This window comes from Kosakonia sacchari SP1 (assembly GCF_000300455.3).
GTDB lineage: Bacteria > Pseudomonadota > Gammaproteobacteria > Enterobacterales > Enterobacteriaceae > Kosakonia > Kosakonia sacchari.
In genome coordinates this window covers 1,544,580-1,567,001 of the sequence record NZ_CP007215.2, presented here as the reverse complement: position 1 = coordinate 1,567,001, position 22,422 = coordinate 1,544,580, and the positions used below count along the sequence as shown (strand labels likewise).

Below are 22,422 nucleotides of genomic sequence, written 5' to 3'. Positions count from 1 at the left end.
GTGCTCCCTGTTAGCTGCGACGCGCCAGCACGTCGGCATGGTGACGTTTCTCGCCAATCATCACGATAACCAGCAGTAACACCGCCAGAATGCTGCCGCCAATCATCACCATAAAGCCACCATCCCAGCCGAAGAAATCAACGGTATAACCGACAATGGCGCTGGCGGCGACAGAACCACCAAGATAGCCAAACAAGCCGGTAAAGCCCGCCGCCGTACCCGCCGCTTTTTTCGGTGCCAGCTCCAGCGCATGCAGACCAATCAACATCACCGGGCCATAAATCAGGAAGCCGATGACAATCATACAGACCATATCCACGCTCGGGTTACCCGCCGGGTTCAGCCAGTAAACGATAGTCGCAATGGTCACCAGTGTCATAAAGAACACGCCCGTTGCGCCGCGGTTGCCGCGAAAGACTTTATCCGACATCCAGCCGCACAGCAGCGTGCCCGGAATGCCCGCATATTCATAGAAGAAATAGGCCCACGAGGATTTATCCAGCGCGAAGTGTTTCACCTCTTTCAGGTAGGTCGGCGACCAGTCGAGAATGCCGTAGCGCAGCAGGTAAACAAAAACGTTCGCTACCGCGATATACCACAGCAGTTTGTTCGGCAGGATGTACTGCATAAAAATCTGCTTTGCGGACAACTCTTCTTCGTGTTTGTCACTGTAATCATCCGGGTAGTCGTTTTTGTACTCTTCAATCGGCGGTAAACCGCAGGATTGAGGCGTATCGCGCATCAGTGCGAAGGCAAGAATCGCCACCAGAATCGCGCCAAACGCGGGCATATACAACGCCGCGTGCCAGTCGTTAAACCACGCCATCCCCAACAGGAACAGCAGCGGAGGGATGCCACCACCAACGTTATGCGCGCAGTTCCATACTGACACAATGCCGCCGCGTTCTTTTTGCGACCACCAGTGCACCATGGTGCGCCCACACGGCGGCCAGCCCATCCCCTGGAACCAGCCACACAGGAACAGCAGCACAAACATGATCATGATGCTTGAGGTTGCCCACGGCACGAAACCCATGACCAACATCACCGCCGCCGCCAGAATTAACCCGGCGGGCAGGAAAACGCGCGGATTCGAGCGATCAGACACCGAACCCATAATAAATTTAGAAAAGCCGTAGGCAATGGAGATACCGGACAGCGCAAACCCCAGATCGCCACGGGAAAAGCCCTGTTCGACTAAATACGGCATTGCCAGCGCAAAGTTCTTACGCACCAGATAGTAGGCGGCATAACCGAAGAAGATCCCGAGGAAAATCTGCCAGCGCAACCGCCGGTACAACGGATCGATTTGCGCATCGGGCAGACGCGATTGATGGGGGGCAGGTCTAAAAATACTCAACATAGCGGCCTCCGTGGCGCGGTAAGACTCATATCTTTCATTAATGAGTGAAAACGAACATAACCAGAGTTATTCGCGGCGGATTGTAGTGAAAGTTTTAACCAGAGAGAATGAGTTGTCGCAGATATTGTTACAGAAATATGACAAACATCTAACTTCACGCATGAAAGCGCGTTTCACTTTCGTTTTTTGCTCGAATATGCGCGATATCAAACAAACCACAATCATAGTATGGCTAAATGATTGCTAAGGAACGTCGACCAGAAGGACGCGAACATGCGCAACTCCAGTGACTACGATGTGATTATTATCGGCGGCGGTGCGACCGGCGCAGGTATTGCTCGCGACTGCGCCCTGCGCGGCTTGCGCGTGGTGCTGCTTGAACGCCACGATATCGCCACCGGCGCGACCGGCCGTAACCACGGCTTGCTACACAGCGGAGCGCGTTACGCGGTGACCGATAACGAATCAGCGCGTGAATGTATTGCCGAAAACCAGATCCTCAAACGCATCGCCCGCCACTGTATCGAACCAACAGACGGCCTGTTTATTACCCTGCCGGAAGATGACCTGGTGTATCAAAGCCAGTTTATTGACGCCTGTCTGCAAGCGGGGATCCCGGCGCAGGTTATATCACCGCAGGAAGCGTTGCGCATGGAGCCCAGCGTCAACCCGGCGCTAGTCGGCGCGGTGCGTGTGCCGGACGGCACGGTGGACCCTTTCCGCCTCACCGCCAGCAATATGCTGGACGCGCGCGAGCACGGCGCCAAAGTCCTCACCGGGCACGAAGTGTGCGGGCTAATCCGCCATGGCGACACGGTGAGCGGTGTGCGCCTTTATCACCCTGCCAGTGGTGAAACCCAGGAACTCCACGCGCCAGTGGTGGTGAATGCCGCCGGGATCTGGGGGCAGCGCATTGCCGAATATGCCGACCTGTCGATCCGCATGTTCCCGGCGAAAGGTGCGTTGCTGATCCTCGATCATCGCATTAATCAGCACGTTATCAACCGCTGCCGCAAACCCGCCGATGCCGATATTCTGGTGCCAGGCGACACGATTTCCCTGATTGGCACCACCTCGACGCATATTGATTACGCCGATATCGATAACCTGCGCGTCACGCCTGACGAAGTGGATATTCTGCTGCGTGAAGGGGAAAAACTGGCGCCGGTGATGGCGAAAACGCGCATCCTGCGTGCTTACGCCGGTGTGCGACCACTGGTCGCCAGCGATAATGACCCGAGTGGACGCAATGTTAGCCGGGGAATTGTGTTGCTGGACCACGCGCAGCGAGACGGGTTGGAAGGCTTTATCACTATAACTGGCGGCAAGCTGATGACTTATCGGTTAATGGCCGAATGGGCAACGGATGCCGTGTGTCGCAAGCTCAATCATCATGCTCCCTGTACCACCGCTACCGCGCCGCTGCCTGGCTCCCGCGAGCCGACTGAACAGGCGCTCAAAAAAATCATCTCTCTGCCGACGCCACTACGCGGTTCGGCGGTCTATCGCCACGGTGATCGCACGCCAGCCTGGCTTGGTAGCGACAGACATAACCGCAGTCTGGTTTGCGAATGTGAAGCCGTCACTGCCGGAGAAGTGCAGTACGCGGTCGAAAACCTCAATGTCCATTCGCTCCTTGATTTACGCCGCCGCACACGCGTCGGAATGGGCACTTGCCAGGGTGAACTTTGCGCCTGCCGTGCAGCCGGATTGCTTAACCGTCTGCATGTCACGACTGAAAGTGAATCTCTGCACCAACTGGCCGATTTTCTTAATGAGCGCTGGAAAGGCGTTAAACCCGTCGCCTGGGGCGATGCGCTACGGGAAAGTGAATTCACACGCTGGGTTTATCAGGGATTGTGTGGTCTGGAAAAGGAGGCGGAAGATGAGATTTGATACGGTTATTATCGGGGGCGGGCTGGCCGGTTTGGTGTGCGGGATACGTCTTGTGCAGAGCGGCCAGCGCTGCGCGATTGTCAGCCGTGGGCAGAGTGCTCTGAGCTTCTCCTCCGGCTCACTGGATTTACTTTCACACTTACCAGACGGTCAACCTATCGATACGCTTGATAGCGCCATCGCGCACCTCCAACAGCATCATGCTAATCACCCTTATGCCCGGCTCGGCGCAGACCAGGTTCTCCACTATGCACACCTGGCGCAGACGCTGCTGGCAGATTGCGGGCTGGCGTTACGGGGCGATGTTGATACGCCACACCAGCGCGTAACACCGCTTGGCACATTCCGCACTGCCTGGCTTAGCCCGCAGGAAGTGCCGGTAAAAACAGAAACCCACCAGCACACTGGCGTAGTCGGTATCAGTGGCTTTCTTGATTTCCAGCCGCAGCTTGCGGCAGGTGCGCTGCGTAAACGCGGTATTGATGCACAGGCAGAAGAGATAGATCTGCCGCTGCTGGATCGGCTACGCGACAACCCCAGTGAATTTCGCGCGGTGAATATCGCCCGCCTGCTGGACGCGCCCGAGCACTATGACGCACTGTACGAAGCGTTGCTGCCGCTAAGCCAGCACTACGCGATGCTCTATCTGCCCGCCTGCTTTGGTCTGACGGACAGCAGCGTCTTTACGCGCCTTAACCAGCAACTGGCCTGCCCGCTGCGCCTGCTGCCTACGCTGCCGCCATCTGTACCGGGTATGCGCATGCAACAACTCCTGCAACAGGCGTTTATACGCAGCGGCGGTAACTGGATGCCCGGTGACGAGGTACTGCGTGCCGATATCGCCGACCAGCGTGTCACACAAGTGTGGACGCGTAAACATGAAGATATCCCGCTGCGCGCACGCAATGTGGTGCTCGCCAGCGGCAGTTTTTTCAGTAACGGGCTGGTTGCCGGGCGCGATGGCGTGCGGGAAACGGTGTTTGATCTCGACGTGCTGCAAAGCGCGCAGCGTCAGGAGTGGTATCGCGATGATGTGTTTGACAGCCAGCCGTGGCAGCAGTTTGGCGTGCAGACCGACGCGCAACTACGCGGCCTGCGCGAGGGCAACGCCGTGAACAATCTCTATGTGGTTGGTTCCGTGCTGGGCGGTTTTGATGCCATCGCCCAGGGGTGCGGCGGCGGCGTTTGCGTCGTTACCGCGCTGCATGCCGCACAGCAAATTAGCGCACAGGGAGGCGAACAATGAACAATACGCAATTTGAAAGCTGCATTAAATGCACCGTTTGCACCACCGCCTGCCCGGTCAGCCGTGTCAACCCCGCTTATCCTGGCCCGAAACAGGCAGGCCCTGATGGCGAGCGCCTGCGGTTAAAGGACGCCGCGCTGTATGATGATGCGCTGAAGTACTGCACCAACTGTAAACGCTGCGAAACCGCCTGCCCGTCCGGGGTGAAAATTGGCGATATTATTCAGCGCGCCCGTGCCCAGTACGCACCGAAAAAACTCTCCATACGCAACGCTATTCTCAGCCACACCGACCTGATGGGGACGCTATCGACACCGATGGCGCCGCTGGTGAATGCGGCAACCTCCTTAAAACCCGTGCGCCAGTTACTGGATACCGCATTAAAAATCGATCACCACCGCACGCTGCCAAAATATTCCAGCGGTACATTTCGCCGCTGGTATCGCAGCATTGCCGCGCAGCAACAGGCATTTGCGCAGCAGGTGGCGTTTTTCCACGGGTGCTACGTGAATTACAACCATCCCCAGTTGGGTAAAGATCTGATCCGCGTGCTGAACCATATGGGCGTCGGCGTACAGTTGTTGCAGCGGGAAAAGTGCTGTGGCGTACCACTGATTGCGAATGGTTTTTTCGATAAAGCAAAAAAACAGGCGCAGTTTAATGTGCGCTCGCTGGAGCAGGCTATTGGCACGGAGGGTTTGCCGGTTATCGCCACCTCTTCCACCTGCGCGTTTACGTTGCGCGACGAATATCCTCACCTGCTGGATGTGGATAACAGCCATTTGCGCTCGCATATCGATTTAGCCACGCGCTGGATCTGGCGCATGCTCGACGAAGGTTGCGCGTTGCCGCTGAAAGAAACCCCGCTGAAAGTGGTTTACCACACGCCGTGTCATATGGAAAAAATGGGCTGGACACACTACACGCTGGAGCTGCTGCGGCGCATCCCCGGGCTTGAGTTGACGGTGCTGGATTCGCGCTGCTGCGGAATTGCCGGAACCTACGGCTTTAAAAGCGAAAACTACCCGACATCGCAGGCGATTGGTGCGCCGTTGTTCGAGCAGATTGAAGCCAGCGGCGCGGATCTGGTGGTGACAGATTGTGAAACCTGCAAATGGCAAATTGAGATGTCCACCAGCAAACGCTGTGAACATCCCATTACGCTACTGGCAAACGCATTGGGGTAACGGCATGCCGTTACCCTCAGCGATCACTCTACCGACAGCGTTTCCACCACATTGATCCAGCCGTGATCGCTGGCAATGTCTTTGCCCGCCAGCCAGCGGCGCAGGATGTTCAGCGCCATCATGGCGCACACTTCCTGGCGCACCACCAGTCCGTGGCGGTTGGTGTTGAATTTCACCCGCAGGGCGCGGGTGCCTTCCGGCGTCGCCAGCGCGAAGTTGAGATGATCCTCTTCAAGACCGGTCACTGTCAGCGCCAGCCCGGCGAGATGACGATTGCGCAGCTCGGTAGTCCAGCGGGCGCTTTGCGCCAGTGCTTCTGCCTGCGACGGCAGTACTTCACTGGCCAGCAGCGGCGCACCGGCACGGGAAAGCTGCAATGCCACCAGACCGCCGGTGAACTGCTCGCTCAGCGTCAAGCTGAGCTGACGTTCCCGCAGGGTTGCAGCAAGCACGGCCGGTAAACCTTCCGTGCCTTCAAAAATCAAACTTTCACCGGCAACACGTTTCACTTCCGGCCACAGCGCTTCCATCGCGGCGCGATGTTCTGCCGGGCCAGTCAGTTTTAACTCGATAATCGGCATCGAAGAGCGGTAGCCCATCACCACGCCTGGCGGCAGTTGCAGGTGTTGCAGACTCTGCGCCAGATCGCTCTCTGAACGACCAAAAGTGGTTAAGCGCAGGCAAACCGGCGGCTCAGGCAGGGTGAAGCGTGTGCGCAGGCGCGGCAGAATTTCTTGTTCCACCATCACCTTAAATTCCGACGGTACGCCCGGCGTGAAGAACATCAGGCAACGGTTGAGCTGCAGAGCAAAACCACAGGCGGTACCGACCGGGTTATCCACCAGTTCGGCGCTGGCCGGGATCTCGGCCTGTTTGCGGTTACTCGGTGCCATCACGCGGCCACGTTCGGTAAAGAAGCGTTCCATTTGTGCCAGCCACGCTTCGTGTAGCACCAGCGCTTCGCCTTTGGCGGTCGCCGCCGCCAGCGCGCTGAGATCGTCGCTGGTCGGCCCCAGGCCGCCATTCACAATCAGCACATCCGCGTGCTCACTACGTTCACGCAGGATAGCGACCAAATCATCAAGGTTATCGCCCACGGTGTTACGCCGCGTGAGAGGCAAACCCTGGTTAAAGAAAAAGTCAGCCAACCAGGCCGCATTGGTATCCACAATCTGGCCATGCAGCACTTCATCGCCGGTCGATAACATCTCCACATTTAACATCGTTAGCTCCTGCAATCGAGGTTGAAACACTATAGCGCATGCGCAGAGGAAAAACGGAGACAAACGGGCGCGGACAGAGGCCGCGCCAGGGGATTAGAAACTGGCGCTGACGCCGACATACGGACCATCGGCAACCGCGTTGTCGCGACGGCCTTCTTTACCGGTCATGTCGATGTAGCGGTAACCGGCCTCAACCGTCAGCGGGCGCATAATGGTGTAACGCGCTCCGGCGTTCGCTTCCTGATACTCTTTCACGCCGCTGGAGAGTGAATCCGGCGAGTAGTAGTATTCACCGAAGATGCTAAAGCTGCTGGCGATTTTCCACTGCAACCCGCCACCGACCGCAACGGCATAACCTTCGCTGCCCACATCCGGGTTCAGATAAATACCTTTACCGCCGACGGTCGCAAGGAACGGGCCAAGCGGGATATTGTAACCAAGCCCCAGACCGGCAATATCGCCATCATCTTCACTGTGTGCCCAGTTACCGCTCACGGCGATACCGCTGGTTTCGGTACCCAAACCAAAACCAAAGTTGGTGTAATCTTTCCCAATCTGGCCGTTCAGACTCACGGCCTGCGCCCCAGCAGAGACCAGCAACACGCTGGCTAAACCTAATAAAGCAACGTTCTTCATTTTTGATTTCCGCACATAACGGGCCTGATGCCCAAAAGCCTCTGATTATACGCCTATTTTTCTGTCAGCAGAATGAATAAAAAGAGGCGTAAACATAGATGGGGTCAATTTTTCAACATCAGCGCTTGCGTTAACATGGCGCGTTATGTTTATCACTCCAAAGGAATTAACCATGCGACAACGGACGATTGTATGCCCGCTGATTCAAAATGACGGCGCCTATTTGCTGTGTAAAATGGCCGACGATCGCGGTGTTTTCCCCGGACAATGGGCATTATCCGGCGGTGGTGTGGAGCCGGGCGAGCGGATTGAAGAGGCGCTGCGCCGGGAGATCCGTGAAGAACTGGGTGACAAGCTGGAGCTGAGCGAAATCACGCCATGGACGTTTCGCGATGATATCCGGGTAAAAACCTATGTCGATGGCAGCAAAGAACAAATCTATATGATTTACCTGATTTTTGATTGCGTCAGCGCCAATCGCGAAGTCAGCATTAATGACGAATTCCAGGATTACGCGTGGGTAAAACCTGCTGATCTGCACCGCTACGATCTGAACGACGCGACCCGCAATACCTTAAGGATGAAAGGGTTGCTCTGAAAGCGTGCTCAGTGGCTGACCTTTTCCACTACTTCCGCCGGTAGCCCGGTTAATGTTGCCACGACATCGGGCTCCATTCCTTTTTCCAGCATCACTTTGGCAATGCGCAGCGCTTCTTGTTGAACACCTTCGGCACGCCCCTGCGCCAATCCTTTTTTCAGGCCAAACGTCATGCCTTCTTCGCGAAGAAATTGTGCAATGTTCATTAACGCCTCCTTTTGCTGATGATCCGTGGTTCTGCTGGCAATGGCGGTTAAAAACGCTGCCGGATCGGCGGTATGACCCGCCTTCAACAAATAATGCAGCAACGTCTTCAACTGTTCGCCGCCAGTGTAGCCCAGTGCCAGCAGGCTGACCAGTTGCTCCTGAAACTCCAGCATATCGCGTTGCCGAACATGTTTTTGTAAGAGTTCAAGCATCGCAATACGTCGATGTTGCACAATTTCAGCATCGGCAAGTTGGGTGATATCCACCAGTGGAAACGCGCTGGTGTAGAGCTTTTCTGCCTGCTGCGGCAACTGAAAGGCATCCAGCCAGCGTAGCGACCACGGATACGGCGTGACGCGTCCATGATAAAAAAGCATGGGGATAACCATTGGCAATTCACCATGCCCTTTATCAAGATGGCGCTGCATTGCGGCAATGGCATAGCGCATCAGGCGAAAGGCCATATTTTTATCCGGCGAACTTTGGTGTTCAATCAAGGCATAAAGATAGCCGTCGCCAGCGCGCGTTCGCAGCGAATAGAGAATATCCGAGTAGCAATATCGCAGATCTTCCTCAACAAAACTGCCCGACTCCAGATGAAGCGTGGAAAGATCACACAGTGCAACCAAGTGCTCTGGCAGATGAATATCGAAAAAATCACGAGCAGTTTGCGCATGTGATAATAATTTGCGAAACACCGCATCATGCGGCGTAGAAGAGGATGAATGCGGCATCGCTATCCCTGCGTTTCAGAAGCCAGAGCGCAAACTAACACACTTGCGGGAAGGGGTTTTATCGGTCAATCAGTTTGTCGTGAAGGCTCGCAAAAATAGTCCTGCCGCTATTTATACGTGTTGCCGTCAAGGGTACTAACCCACTGCTGAACGGCGTGACGGGAGATTTTAATACCGCCATTTTTCAGCGCTGCGGGCAACATCAGCCAGCGTACCGGCTGCTGGAAACGGGCCAGTTTATCAGCGACCCATTGGCTCAGCGCATCGGCATTAACGTCACCGGTGCACTCCACCACCGCCACCGGGCGTTGACCAAACTCCGCGTCATCGACAGGCACCACCAGCACCTGATGCACCTGGGGATGGCGGGCAATAACGCGTTCAATTTCTTCTGGCTGAATGCCTTCCCCGCCGCTGAAAAAAAGATTGTCCAGACGACCATGAATGGTCAGGCAACCATTGTTCAGCTCGCCGCGATCGCGCGTGGCAAACCAGCCTTCGCTGTTTACCAGCGGGAGAAGTGCTCCGTTACACCAGTAGCCCGACGCCATGCTGGCGGCACGAAGCCAGACTTCCTCGCCGACAATTCTCACTTCACGCCCCGGCAGCGCGTAGCCAACATCGGGCTTGCCATCGGCTTCTTTCGCACAGACGGTTGAAGCGAATTCTGTCAGGCCGTAACCGCACCAGCTACGGATCCCGCGCTCGCGAGCCTGCTGCGTGAGTTCGATGGGGATCGCTGCGCCGCCCAGTAACACTGCTTTCAGCGAGACCGGTACATTGTCGTTCAACAAGCGCCACAGCTGCGTTGGAACCAGCGAGGCGTGACTGCACCCGGCCAGCGCCTGCTCCAGCGGCGCTTTTTGCCGCACGGTGATCCGCGCACCGGCCAGCAGCCAGCGCCATAAAATCCCTTGCCCCGAAACATGAAACAGCGGTAACGAAAGAAGCCAGTCATCTTTCGCGGTAAACGGGATCAGGGCCAGCACACCCTGTGCACTGGCAAGATGCGCCGCGCCGGTATGCACGGCGGCTTTCGGCAGCCCGGTAGAACCGGAAGTCAGGGTCATTGACGCCAGCCGTTGTGGCTGCCAGTCAACGGCATAATCGCCGTCAGCCTCGCTTAACACCAGCGATGTTAAACCGGCGTACGCCGCGTGTGACTCCAGGTCGAGTGCAAAACGCAGCGTCAACTGTGGTAACAGCGCCTCCAGTTGCGTGGCGGGTAACTGCGGGTTCAGCGGCAAAACCCGCGCACCGCATTGCAACAGCGCCAGCCACGCCAGCAGCGTTTTCGGCTGATTACGCGCGCGCAGCATAACGCCATCGCCCGACTGCACGCCCTGAAGGGCAAACCCGCTGGCCAGCCTGTCAATACGCACACAAAGCTCACGCCAGTTAAGGCTTTGCTGCTCAAGGCGAATCGCCGCCTGCTCGCCACGTACCTTACGCCAGTAACGCCAGGGCCAGTCGGCAAAAATCATAGCAATGGTTCCAGCGCATCAACCTGCAAGCAGGGTAAATCACTCCCAGGCCAGCAGCGGAGCAGCTGCGTTTGCATTAATTGCAGCGTATCAAGACCTGGCACCGTTCCCGGCGTCAGCCAGGCGGCGATACGCGCCAGTTGCGTCAGACCAAGGCTCGATTCGATTGACGAACTGATAACGGTCGTCAGCCCCAGCGCTTTCGCCGCAGCAACCTGTTGTTGGACTTTCTGCAAACTGCCGGTCAGCATCGGTTTAATCACCACGGCGCCAACACCCGCTTGCGGCTCAAAACGAAAGTCCGCGTCACGCAGGCTCTCATCCCAGGCGAGGGTAATGCCGGTCTCGCGGGCAAACGCCAGTGATTCCTCGCGCGTCTTGCAGGGTTCTTCGAGAAACGCAATGCGCGAGCGATAAGCCGGATTGACATACTTCGCAAACTGTTGCGCTTTCAGCGGCGTCCAGGCGCGGTTAGCATCGAGGCGCAAATAGAGATCGGGAATCGACTCCAGCAGCAAGTTGACCACCATGCCGTCACGCACCGCTTCATACAGCCCTACTTTCACTTTCGCCAGCTTTTCTCCCGGCAAAGCAGCAAGCGCGGCGAACAGCTCATCCGGGTCACCGCTACACAACATCGCGGCGCGATAATCCGCCGCCTGCGGCAGCGCATCGCTAAGCTCTGCCAGCGCGCAACTCAAACCAAATGCCGCAGAAGGCTCGTCCGGCAGCGGTGGCTGTTCGCCGTTGCGCCAGCTATGCACCCACGCCACCACAACAGGCTGAACGTCATCCAGCGTTTCCAGGCTAAACCCCGGCAGAGGGGAAATCTCCCCCCAGCCTTCACGCTCGCCCTCGGTGAGATGAACGAACAACCCGTCACGTGTTTTCAGGCGCCGCTCACGCAGCACCACGCCCGCATCAAGCGGGATTTGCCAGCGGTAAACCTGCGCCTGTCGCATTATGGATTCCGTTTGAATTTGCTGAAATCAGGCTGGCGTTTTTCGTTAAACGCATTACGGCCTTCCTGACCTTCTTCGGTCATGTAGAACAGCATGGTGGCATTACCCGCCAGCTCCTGCAGCCCCGCCTGACCATCGCAGTCGGCGTTCAGCGCGGCTTTCAGGCAGCGCAGCGCCATCGGGCTGTTTTGCAGCATTTCGCGACACCAGCGCACGGTCTCTTTTTCAAGATCGGCAACCGGTACAACCGTGTTGACCAGTCCCATATCGAGCGCCTGTTTGGCATCGTACTGACGGCAGAGGAACCAGATTTCGCGTGCTTTTTTCTGCCCAACGATGCGCGCCATGTAAGACGCCCCCCAGCCGCCATCGAAGGAGCCAACTTTCGGGCCGGTCTGGCCGAAAATAGCGTTTTCCGCCGCGATGGTCAGATCGCACATCATGTGCAGCACGTGGCCGCCGCCGATGGAGTAACCCGCCACCATCGCCACCACCGGTTTCGGGCAGGTGCGGATCTGGCGCTGAAAATCCAGCACGTTGAGATGATGCACGCCGGAGTCATCCTGGTAACCGCCGTAATCGCCGCGCACTTTTTGATCGCCGCCGGAACAGAAGGCTTTATCCCCTTCGCCGGTCAGAATGATCACACCCACGCTGTCGTCATAACGGGCGTCAGCCATGGCCTGAATCATCTCTTTCACCGTCAGCGGACGGAACGCATTGCGCACCTGCGGGCGATTAATGGTGATTTTGGCAATACCATCGGCCGATTTCTGATAACGGATGTCGGTGTAACCTTCAGAACAGTCACGCCATTCAACCGGCGCATAAAGCATGTTTTCATCTGGGTGGATCATAATGTGTCCTTTGTCTCAAGACGCAGAATACGCGCCAGGGCGGCAATAACGGCAGCGGGATTGTCCCGGTGCGCGTTGTGCCCGGCGGCAGGAATGGCGTGACAGTGGCGCGAGACTTGCGTCGCCAGCGCCCGAAACTTGCTGTCATGTTCACCGTATAAATAATGTACTGGCACAGAAAGCGCCCGTAGCGCGGCACGCAAATCGGGCTGGCAGGCAAGCGAGGTTGCCTCCAGCATCGCCGCTAATGTTAAACCGTTGTTCTGGCTGCGAAGCGCCACCAGTTCGGCACGCGCGGTGTCGCTGAGCGTGGCAAAAACAGGTTGCCGGTACCAGGCGTCAAATACCTCACTTAATGGCTGCTGGCGAAAACGCGCAGCCCACTGCTGATCATTACGCAGCCGCTGGGCACGATCGTCAGCGGATGTCAGGCCCGGATGGCCGCCTTCAACCACCAGGCCGCACAGCCCGGCAGGATGCTGGCAGGCGTGGTACATCGCCACGCGCCCGCCAAGCGAATATCCCACCAGCCAGTAGTTGCGTATGTTGTAGTGCTCAAGAGTAGTGCGCAGCAGCGCGTCCAACTCATCAAAGGACACAACGCCAATATGGGCTGAATCGCCATGTCCGGGCAGATCGAGATACAAGCGAGGGAAATCACTCAGCGCGTCGCCAACGTGCTGCCATTCGCGGTTATCGCCGGAAAAACCATGCAGAAACACCAGCCACGGTTGCGGCTGGTGTCCACTAATGGTTTGACCGTGCAGGATCACAGATGGCTCACCTGCGCCAGCAGCGTTTGTAACGTCTGCGCGCCGTCGGTTGCGTTCACCACCAGTTCAATCACCGACGCACCTGGCTTGCACCAGGCGCCTTCCAGCGCCTGCTCAAGCTCAGCCCAATTCTCTGGTTGATGATAAGCCAGGCTAAACATCGCCGCCGCATGCGCAAAATGGACATTCTGCGGCATCAAATAAAACTGTTCGCGCTCGGCGGGCGGCGTGGGCAGTAACGAAAAAATTTGCCCGCCGTTGTTATTCACCACCAGCAGGACGAACGGCGCAGAAGCCTGCCGCAGCAGCGCCAGCGCATTGAGATCATAAAGCGCAGAAAGATCGCCAACAATCGCCAGCGTAGGCCGCGCGGTGGCACGCTGAACGCCCGCCGCCGTTGAAAGCAAGCCGTCGATACCACTGGCGCCGCGATTGCTGTAAACCGGGTATCCCGCCGGGAGCTGCCCCAGCGCATCGACCAGCCGCACAACCAGGCTGTTGCCAAGAAAAAGCTGCCCCTGGGCTGGCAAATAATCCGCGATGCGGTGCGCCAGTTGCGCCTCGCCAAAAATATCACGCTTCGCATGAACGGTTTCCCAGGCCTGCGCCGACAGGCGTGGGATCACCTCGCACCACGGCGCACGCGGCTCAGCCGGATGCTGCTCCAGCCAGTCGGCAACGCTGGAAACCAGCCGACGCCCGCGATGATGGGCCGGATCGAGCCGCCCTTGCAGGCGATCAATCAGCCAGTACTCTTCCGGTTCGCAGGTCGCCTGCCATTGCAACAGACGTTTGCCGGTCAGACTGCTGCCAAACTGCAACACAATCTGCGCCTGATCCAGCTCCGCCACCGCCTGACCATTACCGAGCCAGAGATCGGCACATGGCAGCGGTTGCCCGGTCTGCGAAAGCGCATCGCCAATCAGCGGCCAGCCGAGCGTTTTCGCCCATTCAGCAAGCAAAAGGCCTTCAGCCGCGCTCATGCGACCAGCCACTATCACGCCGCGTTTTTGTCGCCAGAAAAACCAGTCGTGCTGTGTTTCGCTGCTCACCCTGTTCGGTGCGCGCAACCATGGCGTGTCTGTCTGCCACCAGTCACCCAGCGCCTGCTGCCAGGCAAGGCCAGTATGATCCATTTCGCCGTACAGCGGCTCGGCAAACGGACAGTTAATGTGTACCGCGCCGCCCTGTAACGACCCCAGCAGGTTATCAAGGGTGGAAACCAGCCAGCGCGCAGGAATGTCCTGCGAAGGTCGCGGCAGCGCGAGAGATTCAGCAGGATGCGTGGCAAACATGCCCGGCTGGCGTATGGCCTGGTTAGCACCGCAGTCAATCAACTCTGGCGGTCGATCTGCCGTCAGCAGCACCAGTTTTTCACCGGTCAGCCCCGCCTCAATCAGCGCGGGATACAGATTCGCCACCGCCGTGCCGGATGTCACGATCACCGCCACCGGCTCATTGCTGACCTTTGCCAGCCCCAGCGCAAGGTGGCCTAAGCCACGCTCATCAAAATGGGTGTGGTGAATAAAGGCGTGATTTTCCGCTGCGGCCAGCGTTAATGGGGTGGAACGGGATCCCGGGGCAATGCACACATGCCTGACGCCGTGACGGGTAAGAGCTTCGAGGATCACCGCCGCCCAGCGTCGGTTAAATGAGCTTATCGACATGAATTTGTCCGGTATCAATATTACGGCTTAGTATAAGTAATCAGGAACTATGTATTTTTGATATGAGTCGGTTATGCGTGACTAAGTTGTAATAATGATCGCAATCCCGCCGCTTTGTTCTCAATCTCCTGCCACTCTTGCTCCGCGTCTGAACCGGAAACAATGCCCGCACCGGCATAAAGACGTACGGTATTGCCGTCAATTTTTGCCGAACGCAGGGCAACGCAGAACTCACTCTGTTGCCGCGAAAGATAACCCGCCGAACCGGCATACCACTCACGCTGAAAAGGCTCATGATGCGCAATAAATGCCCGCGCTTCACGGCGTGGCAATCCTGCAACTGCCGCTGTCGGCTGGAGCATTTGCAGGCAGAGCGCATCATCCGGTGATTGCAGATCGGTCCAGATACAGCGGCGAAGATGCTGTACTTTACGTAGCCGGACCACTTTCGGCGGCAGCACCTCCAGCGCACCGGTTTGCTGCTGTAAACGCTGGCAGATATCTTCCACCACCAGCATATTTTCACGCTGGTTTTTGTCATCAGCCATTAGCCAGTCGGCAAGCTGTTGCGCCTGCTGGTCATCTTCATGATTGGCCACCGTTCCGGCCAGCGCTTCCGTGCGCAAGGCGCTGCCACGGCGACGCCACAACCGCTCCGGCGTTGAGCCTAAAAAGGCCGTTTGCGCATTAAACGCCATCATGAAATGAAAACAGTGATGATTGAGGCGACGGCTGGCGGCCATCAACGCGGCGGCATCCACCGCGCTGGCAAAATGGTAATCCGTTGCGCGGGCGAGCACGACTTTATCCAGTTCGCCGCTTTCCAGCGTTTGCAACGCCTGCGCAATCAGCGTACGCCAGCCATCGCGCTCGGGGATGTGATGCTGTTCAAGGCACGTTTGCTGCACATTTTGCAACGGTGTCGATTCCACCAGCGCCGAAAGAAACGTGAGCGCGCGCTGCGCGTCATCATACAGGGACGTCTCGCTGAAAATATAGACGCGCAGAAAGGCGTGACCGCCTTCCCGACGCCACTCCAGACGCGGTAAAAACAGTTCGCCTTGTGTGGGATCAAAGGCGTTAAGCCCCCAGATGCGGACATCTTCAGCGCATTGCTGCAAAAAAACTTGCGCCTGGGGTAAAGAAGAGAAACGGCGCAATGCCCCAAGCGCGGCGGCTTCGTCATCACCGCTACGTTGCTGCCAGTAAAATTGCGGCCACACGCCTTGGCTGGCAAGCCAGGTCAGGGGATCAAAAGCGTCGTTTAACGGGAAAGGGGCATCAAAAAAGCAAAATCCTGACGATCGGGGAATGTCGTCGGTCAGGCAACGCTGTAAGTGTGAAAGCGCCGAGGAAATGGAGTACACGCGAGCCCCTCCCTGTTAAAAACCACATAGTATACGGGGTACTTAGCGTAATAACAGTACCCCCTTCCAGGGAGGGGAAGTGAAACGTTAGCGGCGGGCTAACAGCAGACCGAGCACCAGACCCACTGCGGCACCGGCACCAATGCCCTGCCACGGTTTTTCATGCACGTAGTCGTCTGCGCGATAGACGGCTTTTTTGGCACGGTAGTAGTAGGTATCCGATGCGCTGCTGACGCGGTTTTTCACTTCATGCAGCGCCTGTTCGGCACGGGCCTTCAACTCAATGTACTTTTGATCTGCGGGGTCGCCCGATGAGCGGAGAATTTCTTCCAGCGTTTCGCTCAGCAGGGTCAGGTCGTCATCAATATGTGATTCATAAGAATGATATGCCATCTGTTATCTCCATGTTATGCACCTGTCCGCTAACTATAGACAACGCTCGCCGGTTACGCCTGGCGGATCTCGCGCGCCATCCCGATATGCGCGATACCATCTTCGTCATACACATCCGTCACCGCCTGGAAACCAAAATGGCTATAGAAAGATTGGAGATGTGCCTGCGCGCCCAGATATAGCGCGTGCTGCGGCCAGTGTTGCTCGCAGGAAAGCACCGCGCGCTCCATCAACTGATAGCCCAGTTTTTCGCCGCGAACCTGCGCACTGACAATCACCCGACCAATAGCCACCGGCGAGAGATCATCATCACTTTTCAGAATCCTCGCATACGCCACCAGTTCGTCACCTTTCCAGCCGAGAAGATGGCGGTTCTCGCCCACCAGGTCATCACCATCCACATCCAGATACGCGCAGGCCTGCTCAACCACAAACACTTCGCAGCGCAATTTCAGTAACGCATACAGCTCAGAAACGGTCAGTTCGGAATGGTGCACATCCTGCCAGCGGATCATGTTGTTCTCCTCATTTATAGTGACCTCGTTATACTAGATTCTTTTTCATTCGGGCAAAGATTGTGGAACTGATTTTCTTAGGCACCTCTGCGGGCGTACCTACACGGGCGCGTAATGTCACGGCGATGCTGCTCAATTTACAACACCCAACCCGCGCCGGGCTTTGGCTGTTTGATTGCGGCGAAGGAACCCAGCACCAGATGCTGCGCACTGCCTTTCACCCCGGCAAGCTCGATAAAATTTTTATTACTCACCTGCATGGCGATCATCTTTTCGGTCTGCCCGGGTTGCTCTGCAGCCGCTCCATGGCCGGCAATGTTCAGCCGTTGCAGATTTACGGCCCGAAAGGGATCCGCGAGTTTGTGGAAACCACGCTGCGGCTTAGCGGTTCATGGACCGATTACCCGCTGACGATTGAGGAAGTGACGCCGGGGCTGGTGGTGGATGATGGCTTGCGCAAAGTGACGGCTTATCCGCTGTCGCACCCGGTGGAATGCTACGGCTATCGTATTGAAGAGCATGATAAACCCGGCGCGCTGAACGCGGCGGCGTTAAAAGCACAAGGCATCCCGGCAGGGCCGCTGTTCCAGCAATTAAAAGAGGGGAAAACCGTCACGCTGCCCGACGGGCGCATCGTCAATGGCGCGGATTATCTTGCCCCGGCAGAAAGCGGAAAAAAACTGGCGATTTTGGGCGACACCGCGCCCTGCCCGGCCGCGCTGGAACTGGCGCAAAGCGTTGATTTACTGGTGCATGAAGCGACGCTTGAGCAGGCAATGGAGGAAAAAGCGAACAGCCGGGGACACAGTTCAACCCGCCAGGCGGCGCAGCTCGCCGCTGATGCCGGCGCAAAAAAGTTGGTGATTACTCATCTCAGTTCACGTTATGACGAACAAGGCAGCCAGGCGATGCTCGCCGAGTGTAAAACGTACTTTTCGCAAACGACATTGGCTGAAGATTTTGCGGTAGTTCACATTTGATTTTAATTTAGGCACTCTATTTTTTCTCCACCATGCCGATAATAGATATACGCAGGCATTTCCTATTTGAGGGCATGATGGACAATTTCCAGAAAGACATCGATGACAGGGCGAATCTTACTCTGTCGAACCGGTTTGAGCTGTTGCTGTTTCGCCTTGGCACATCGTTAGATGCCACCAAATCCGAGTTATTTGGCATCAACGTATTTAAGCTACGCGAAATCGTACCGATGCCCACCTTTACCCGTCCCGCAGGGATGAAAGCTCCGCTGATGGGGATGGTTAACATCCGCGATCAGGTGATCCCGGTGATTGACCTCGCCGCCGTGGCGGGTTGTAAACCTGCAAGCGGTCTGAACATCTTACTGATTACGGAATATGCCCGTAGCGTGCAGGCATTTGCCGTTGAGTCCGTGGAAAATATTATTCGCCTGGACTGGAAACAGGTGCACACGGCCGAAAAAGCGATCAATGGTCGCTATATCACCAGTATTGCCTGCCTGGATGACGATAAGGATACCAACAACCTGGCGATGGTGCTGGATGTTGAGCAGATCCTGTATGACATCGTGCCTGCGGATCATGACGTCCACGGCGATCATGTCCCGGACAAGAAATTCAACCTGAAACCGGGCTCTGTTGCCATTGTGGCGGAAGATTCCAAAGTGGCACGCGCGATGCTGGAAAAAGGCCTCAACGCGATGCAGATCCCTAATGCAATGCATATCACCGGTAAAGACGCGTGGGAAAAAATCCAGTTGATGGCTCAGCAGGCCGATGCGGAAGGTGTTCCAGTAAGCGATAAGATCTCGATGGTTCTGACCGACCTCGAGATGCCGGAGATGGATGGTTTTACCTTAACGCGCCTGATCAAAACCGATCCGCGTCTGAAAAACATCCCGGTGGTGATCCACTCGTCACTTTCCGGTAGCGCTAACGAAGATCACGTGCGGAAAGTGCAGGCAGACGGTTACGTGGCGAAGTTCGAGATTAACGAACTCTCGTCCGTGATTCAGGAAGTGCTGGATCGCGCTGCGAATAATATTCGCGGCCCGCTGATCAGCCACCATCAGGTAACGTCTACCCCGCTGCTGGCGAAATAATCGTTCCACGTTTATTTGGTTAGCCCATAAAAAAACCGCCGATACCGGCGGTTTTTCTTTACCTGTTTCCAGGCCTTACATCATCGGCATCGCCAGTTGAACAATGCTGATCAGTGGCTGCGGATAGATACCTAACAACAGCACCAGCAACGCGGAGATAAGTACCACAATCCCGCCTGCGCTGTAAGCCCAGTTAGACGGCGCATCGCGGTTCAACTGCTGCGGTGCGTTCAGGTAGAGACTCACCGCCACGCGCAGGTAGTAATACAAACCAATCGCCGAGCCAAGCACCACGGCGGCAGTCAGCCACCACAGATGCGCTTCAACACCGACCGCCAGAATGTAGAACTTACCGATAAAGCCCAGCGTCATCGGAATCCCCGCCAACGACAGCATCATCACCGTCATTACCGCAGACAGGATTGGACGATGCCAGAACAAGCCACGGTAAGAGTAAAGCGATTCTGCATCCGGGCCACGATACGGGCTGGACATCAGGCTAACCACACCGAACGCGCCAAGGCTGCTGAACAGATAACCGGCCAGGTAAACACCAACGGTTTCCATCGACATCTGGCCGCCCTGCAGCGCAATCAGCGCCACCAGCAGATAACCCAGGTGCGAAATAGAGGAGAAGCCCAGCAGACGTTTAATGTTGGTCTGGCTCAGCGCCATCAGGTTACCGAAGATGATGGAGACGAAAGCGATGATACCCAGAACCACGCGAACCGCTTCGCTTTCCCCCACCGGTGCGTAGAGAAACAGACGCATCAGCACGCCAAAAATGGCGATCTTACTGGCGGTAGCCAGGAATGTGGAAACCGGTGCAGGCGCGCCCTGGTAAACGTCTGGCGTCCACAGGTGGAACGGCACCAGCGAGAGTTTAAAGCCAAGCCCGACAATCATCATGCCCAGCCCCGCCAGCAGCAGCGGTTCATGCAGCATGCCTTCGCCCAGGCTTTTACCGATCGCGACAAACGACAGGTTACCGGTTTGCGCATAAACCAGCGCAATACCGAACAGCAGGAACGAGGAGGCGGCAGCGGACAAAATGGTGTATTTGATACTGGCTTCCAGCGAGCGTTTCTGACGGAAGGCGTAGCCCACCAGCCCGAACAGCGGCAGAGAGATCAGTTCAATACCAAGGAACAGCGCCGCCATGTGATTCGCGTTCGCCAGCAAAATGCCGCCGAGTGCGGCAATCAGTACCAGCAGATAAAACTCTTCTTTGTTATCGCCATACCCTTCCAGCCACGGATAGGCAAAGGTGCAGGTGGCGAGGCTCGCCAGCAGTACCAGCCCGGTGTAAAGCATGGCGTAGCCATCGACGCGCATCAGCGGCGTGACATCCATTGCCCCCGCCTGGCCGACGAACCACAAAGAGAGCAGCGCGACGTTCAGGCCAATGACCGACAGCGTGGCATTGAGAAAATGGTTGCGTCGCCACGCAATGGAGAGCATCACAACCACCACCGTCAATCCGACGATTAGCAGCGGCAGCAGCGCAATCAGGTGTTGTGGAGTTATCGTCATGGCGATTTACGGCCTTGTAGTAGTAACAGAATTAACAAACCACTGCTGGATATTGCTCATCGCGGCGTGCGATGTATCCAGAATCGGCTGCGGATAGAAGCCAAGCAGTACCAGAAGCACAACCAGGATCAGAATCATAAACAGCTCGCGCAGCGACAGACCGCGCAGTTCCTGATTAGCGAGTTCGCTTTTCGCCTTGCCGAAGTAAGCACGATGCAGCATCGCCAGCGAGTACACCGACGCGAACACCAGGCCGAAGGTGGAAATCACCGTGATCGTCGGCACAACCTGATAGCTGCCGAACAGGATCATGAATTCACCCACGAAGTTACCGGTACCCGGCATCCCAAGTGTCGCGACGGCAAAGAACATTGACAGCGCCGGCAGCCACTTAATTTTGCTCCACAAGCCGCCCATCATACGCATGTCGCGCGTATGCAGACGTTCGTATAGCTGGCCGCACAGAATAAACAGACCCGCAGCGGAAAGACCGTGGGCAATCATCTGAATCACCGCGCCCTGGTAAGCAAGCTGGCTGCCGGTGTAGATAGCAATCAGTACAAAGCCCATGTGAGACACAGAGGTGTAGGCGATAAGACGTTTGATATCGGTCTGGGTGAAGGCCATCCACGCGCCGTAGAAAATACCGATCACGCCAAGCCACATGGCGATAGGCGCAAACTCTGCCGACGCGTTCGGGAACAGCGGCAGCGAAAAGCGCAGAAGACCGTAAGCTGCGGTTTTCAGCAAGATCCCCGCGAGGTCAACGGAACCGGCGGTCGGTGCCTGCGAGTGCGCGTCTGGCAGCCAGCCGTGTAGCGGCACCACCGGCATTTTAACCGCAAAGGCGATGAAGAAACCGAGCATCAGCAGATATTCAACATTGCCGGACATCGGTGTTTTCAACAGATCTTCGTAAGCGAAAGTCCATACGCCGGTCGCGTTGTAGTGCACCAGCACCAGCGCCAGGATAGCGATCAGCATGACCAGACCGCTGGCCTGGGTATAAATGAAGAACTTGGTCGCAGCGGTAATACGCGTCTTCCCGTCGGAGGCTTTATGGCCCCACAGCGCGATCAGGAAGTACATCGGCACCAGCATCATTTCCCAGAAGAAGAAGAACAGGAACATGTCGATGGCAAGGAACACGCCGATAACGCCGCCGAGGATCCACATCAGGTTCAGGTGGAAGAAGCCCTGATATTTCTCGATTTCACGCCAGGAGCAGAGCACCGCCAGCACGCCGAGAAAGCCGGTCAGCACCACCATCAGCAGCGACAAACCATCCATCGCCAGATGAATGCTAATGCCAAAGCGCGGGATCCAGTCATGCTTGAACGTTTCCTGCCACTGCGGAAGGCCGGTGACTTGCGTCAGAGAATAGCCGCCCTGCAACCAGAGTTGCAGAGAAAGCGCCAGCGTCAGTCCCATGGTGATCAGCGCGATCCAGCGCGGCACCTTCACGCCGAAGCGTTCGGTCTGCCAGCAGAGGAAGCCGCCGATAAAGGGAATCAGAATTAGCCAGGGTAGTAACATGGCGATTTTTGTTCCTTGTTTAAGTCCGTCTCAGGCTATCTTGCTCGTCATAGCGAACCCCGGCTGTGCTCGCAATCCTCACGTACATCAGTACGCTCCGGTTGCTCTGCGCAGGCGGTGTCCACTCTGACTTCGCCGATAACGCCTGTCCATTCGGACCAG

At 56.7% G+C, this 22,422-nt stretch carries 20 protein-coding genes; 6 read left to right on the top strand and 14 right to left on the bottom strand.

The annotated features are described in order from the left end of the window. Positions 1-10 precede the first annotated feature (10 nt). The gene (gene glpT / locus C813_RS30480) at positions 11-1,363 is read right to left on the bottom strand and encodes a glycerol-3-phosphate transporter (protein WP_017458571.1); all 1,353 of its coding nucleotides are present in this window, start codon (positions 1,361-1,363) and stop codon (positions 11-13) included. Between the two features lie 273 nt (positions 1,364-1,636). Here glpT and glpA point away from each other — a divergent pair, with 273 nt between their 5' ends. Genes glpA through glpC form a run of 3 tightly spaced genes read left to right on the top strand, consistent with a single transcriptional unit; the run spans position 1,637 to position 5,692 of the window. Then, a complete protein-coding gene (gene glpA, locus C813_RS30475) occupies positions 1,637-3,259 on the top strand; it encodes an anaerobic glycerol-3-phosphate dehydrogenase subunit A (RefSeq protein WP_017458572.1) in 1,623 nt (540 codons plus the stop codon). Further along, a complete protein-coding gene (glpB, locus tag C813_RS30470) occupies positions 3,249-4,505 on the top strand; it encodes a glycerol-3-phosphate dehydrogenase subunit GlpB (protein ID WP_017458573.1) in 1,257 nt (418 codons plus the stop codon). Before glpA ends, glpB begins: the two co-directional genes overlap by 11 nt. Next, positions 4,502-5,692 (top strand): anaerobic glycerol-3-phosphate dehydrogenase subunit GlpC, encoded by a 1,191-nt coding sequence (gene glpC / locus C813_RS30465; RefSeq protein ID WP_017458574.1) that lies wholly within the window; start codon positions 4,502-4,504, stop codon positions 5,690-5,692. Before glpB ends, glpC begins: the two co-directional genes overlap by 4 nt. 23 nt (positions 5,693-5,715) lie before the next feature. On the opposite strand, the gene C813_RS30460 is transcribed toward glpC, so the two are convergent. Continuing rightward, positions 5,716-6,915 carry a nicotinamide mononucleotide deamidase-related protein YfaY gene (locus C813_RS30460; RefSeq protein WP_017458575.1) on the bottom strand — a complete coding sequence of 400 codons (1,200 nt, stop codon included), beginning with the start codon at positions 6,913-6,915 and terminating at the stop codon, positions 5,716-5,718. A gap of 93 nt (positions 6,916-7,008) precedes the next feature. After that, positions 7,009-7,551 (bottom strand): YfaZ family outer membrane protein, encoded by a 543-nt coding sequence (locus C813_RS30455; RefSeq protein ID WP_017458576.1) that lies wholly within the window; start codon positions 7,549-7,551, stop codon positions 7,009-7,011. A 172-nt stretch (positions 7,552-7,723) separates the two neighbouring features. Here C813_RS30455 and nudI point away from each other — a divergent pair, with 172 nt between their 5' ends. Beyond that, positions 7,724-8,149, top strand: coding sequence for a nucleoside triphosphatase NudI (gene nudI / locus C813_RS30450; RefSeq protein ID WP_017458577.1), 426 nt, complete (start codon positions 7,724-7,726; stop codon positions 8,147-8,149). Positions 8,150-8,157: 8 nt separating this feature from the next. On the opposite strand, the gene C813_RS30445 is transcribed toward nudI, so the two are convergent. The 9 genes from C813_RS30445 to C813_RS30405 form a co-directional block, all read right to left on the bottom strand. Continuing rightward, positions 8,158-9,090, bottom strand: coding sequence for an Rpn family recombination-promoting nuclease/putative transposase (locus tag C813_RS30445; RefSeq protein WP_017458578.1), 933 nt, complete (start codon positions 9,088-9,090; stop codon positions 8,158-8,160). Between the two features lie 107 nt (positions 9,091-9,197). Next, positions 9,198-10,574, bottom strand: coding sequence for an o-succinylbenzoate--CoA ligase (menE, locus tag C813_RS30440; protein WP_017458579.1), 1,377 nt, complete (start codon positions 10,572-10,574; stop codon positions 9,198-9,200). Continuing rightward, the gene (gene menC / locus C813_RS30435; protein ID WP_017458580.1) at positions 10,571-11,536 is read right to left on the bottom strand and encodes an o-succinylbenzoate synthase; all 966 of its coding nucleotides are present in this window, start codon (positions 11,534-11,536) and stop codon (positions 10,571-10,573) included. Before menC ends, menE begins: the two co-directional genes overlap by 4 nt. Further along, positions 11,536-12,393, bottom strand: a complete 858-nt coding sequence (gene menB / locus C813_RS30430) for a 1,4-dihydroxy-2-naphthoyl-CoA synthase (protein ID WP_017458581.1) — start codon at positions 12,391-12,393, stop codon at positions 11,536-11,538. Before menB ends, menC begins: the two co-directional genes overlap by 1 nt. After that, a complete protein-coding gene (menH, locus tag C813_RS30425; protein ID WP_017458582.1) occupies positions 12,390-13,166 on the bottom strand; it encodes a 2-succinyl-6-hydroxy-2,4-cyclohexadiene-1-carboxylate synthase in 777 nt (258 codons plus the stop codon). Before menH ends, menB begins: the two co-directional genes overlap by 4 nt. Then, positions 13,163-14,833, bottom strand: coding sequence for a 2-succinyl-5-enolpyruvyl-6-hydroxy-3-cyclohexene-1-carboxylic-acid synthase (menD, locus tag C813_RS30420; RefSeq protein WP_017458583.1), 1,671 nt, complete (start codon positions 14,831-14,833; stop codon positions 13,163-13,165). Before menD ends, menH begins: the two co-directional genes overlap by 4 nt. Before the next feature lie 71 nt (positions 14,834-14,904). After that, complete coding sequence (menF, locus tag C813_RS30415; RefSeq protein WP_017458584.1) at positions 14,905-16,200, bottom strand: isochorismate synthase MenF; 1,296 nt, start codon at positions 16,198-16,200, stop codon at positions 14,905-14,907. 87 nt (positions 16,201-16,287) lie between these two features. Further along, complete coding sequence (gene elaB / locus C813_RS30410) at positions 16,288-16,593, bottom strand: stress response protein ElaB (RefSeq protein ID WP_017458585.1); 306 nt, start codon at positions 16,591-16,593, stop codon at positions 16,288-16,290. Positions 16,594-16,646: 53 nt separating this feature from the next. Beyond that, positions 16,647-17,108: a GNAT family N-acetyltransferase gene (locus C813_RS30405; RefSeq protein WP_017458586.1), complete on the bottom strand. Its 462-nt coding sequence runs from the start codon at positions 17,106-17,108 to the stop codon at positions 16,647-16,649. 62 nt (positions 17,109-17,170) lie between these two features. Here C813_RS30405 and rnz point away from each other — a divergent pair, with 62 nt between their 5' ends. Together rnz and C813_RS30395 are read left to right on the top strand one after the other, a co-directional pair. Then, positions 17,171-18,088 carry a ribonuclease Z gene (rnz, locus tag C813_RS30400; RefSeq protein ID WP_017458587.1) on the top strand — a complete coding sequence of 306 codons (918 nt, stop codon included), beginning with the start codon at positions 17,171-17,173 and terminating at the stop codon, positions 18,086-18,088. Positions 18,089-18,165: 77 nt separating this feature from the next. After that, positions 18,166-19,191 carry a chemotaxis protein gene (locus C813_RS30395; RefSeq protein WP_025263901.1) on the top strand — a complete coding sequence of 342 codons (1,026 nt, stop codon included), beginning with the start codon at positions 18,166-18,168 and terminating at the stop codon, positions 19,189-19,191. A 75-nt stretch (positions 19,192-19,266) separates the two neighbouring features. Here C813_RS30395 and nuoN read toward each other — a convergent pair whose 3' ends face one another. Together nuoN and nuoM are read right to left on the bottom strand one after the other, a co-directional pair. Beyond that, on the bottom strand, positions 19,267-20,724 hold the full coding sequence (nuoN, locus tag C813_RS30390) for an NADH-quinone oxidoreductase subunit NuoN (protein ID WP_017458589.1): 1,458 nt from the start codon (positions 20,722-20,724) through the stop codon (positions 19,267-19,269). 6 nt (positions 20,725-20,730) lie between these two features. Next, complete coding sequence (gene nuoM, locus C813_RS30385; RefSeq protein ID WP_017458590.1) at positions 20,731-22,260, bottom strand: NADH-quinone oxidoreductase subunit M; 1,530 nt, start codon at positions 22,258-22,260, stop codon at positions 20,731-20,733. Positions 22,261-22,422 lie beyond the last annotated feature (162 nt).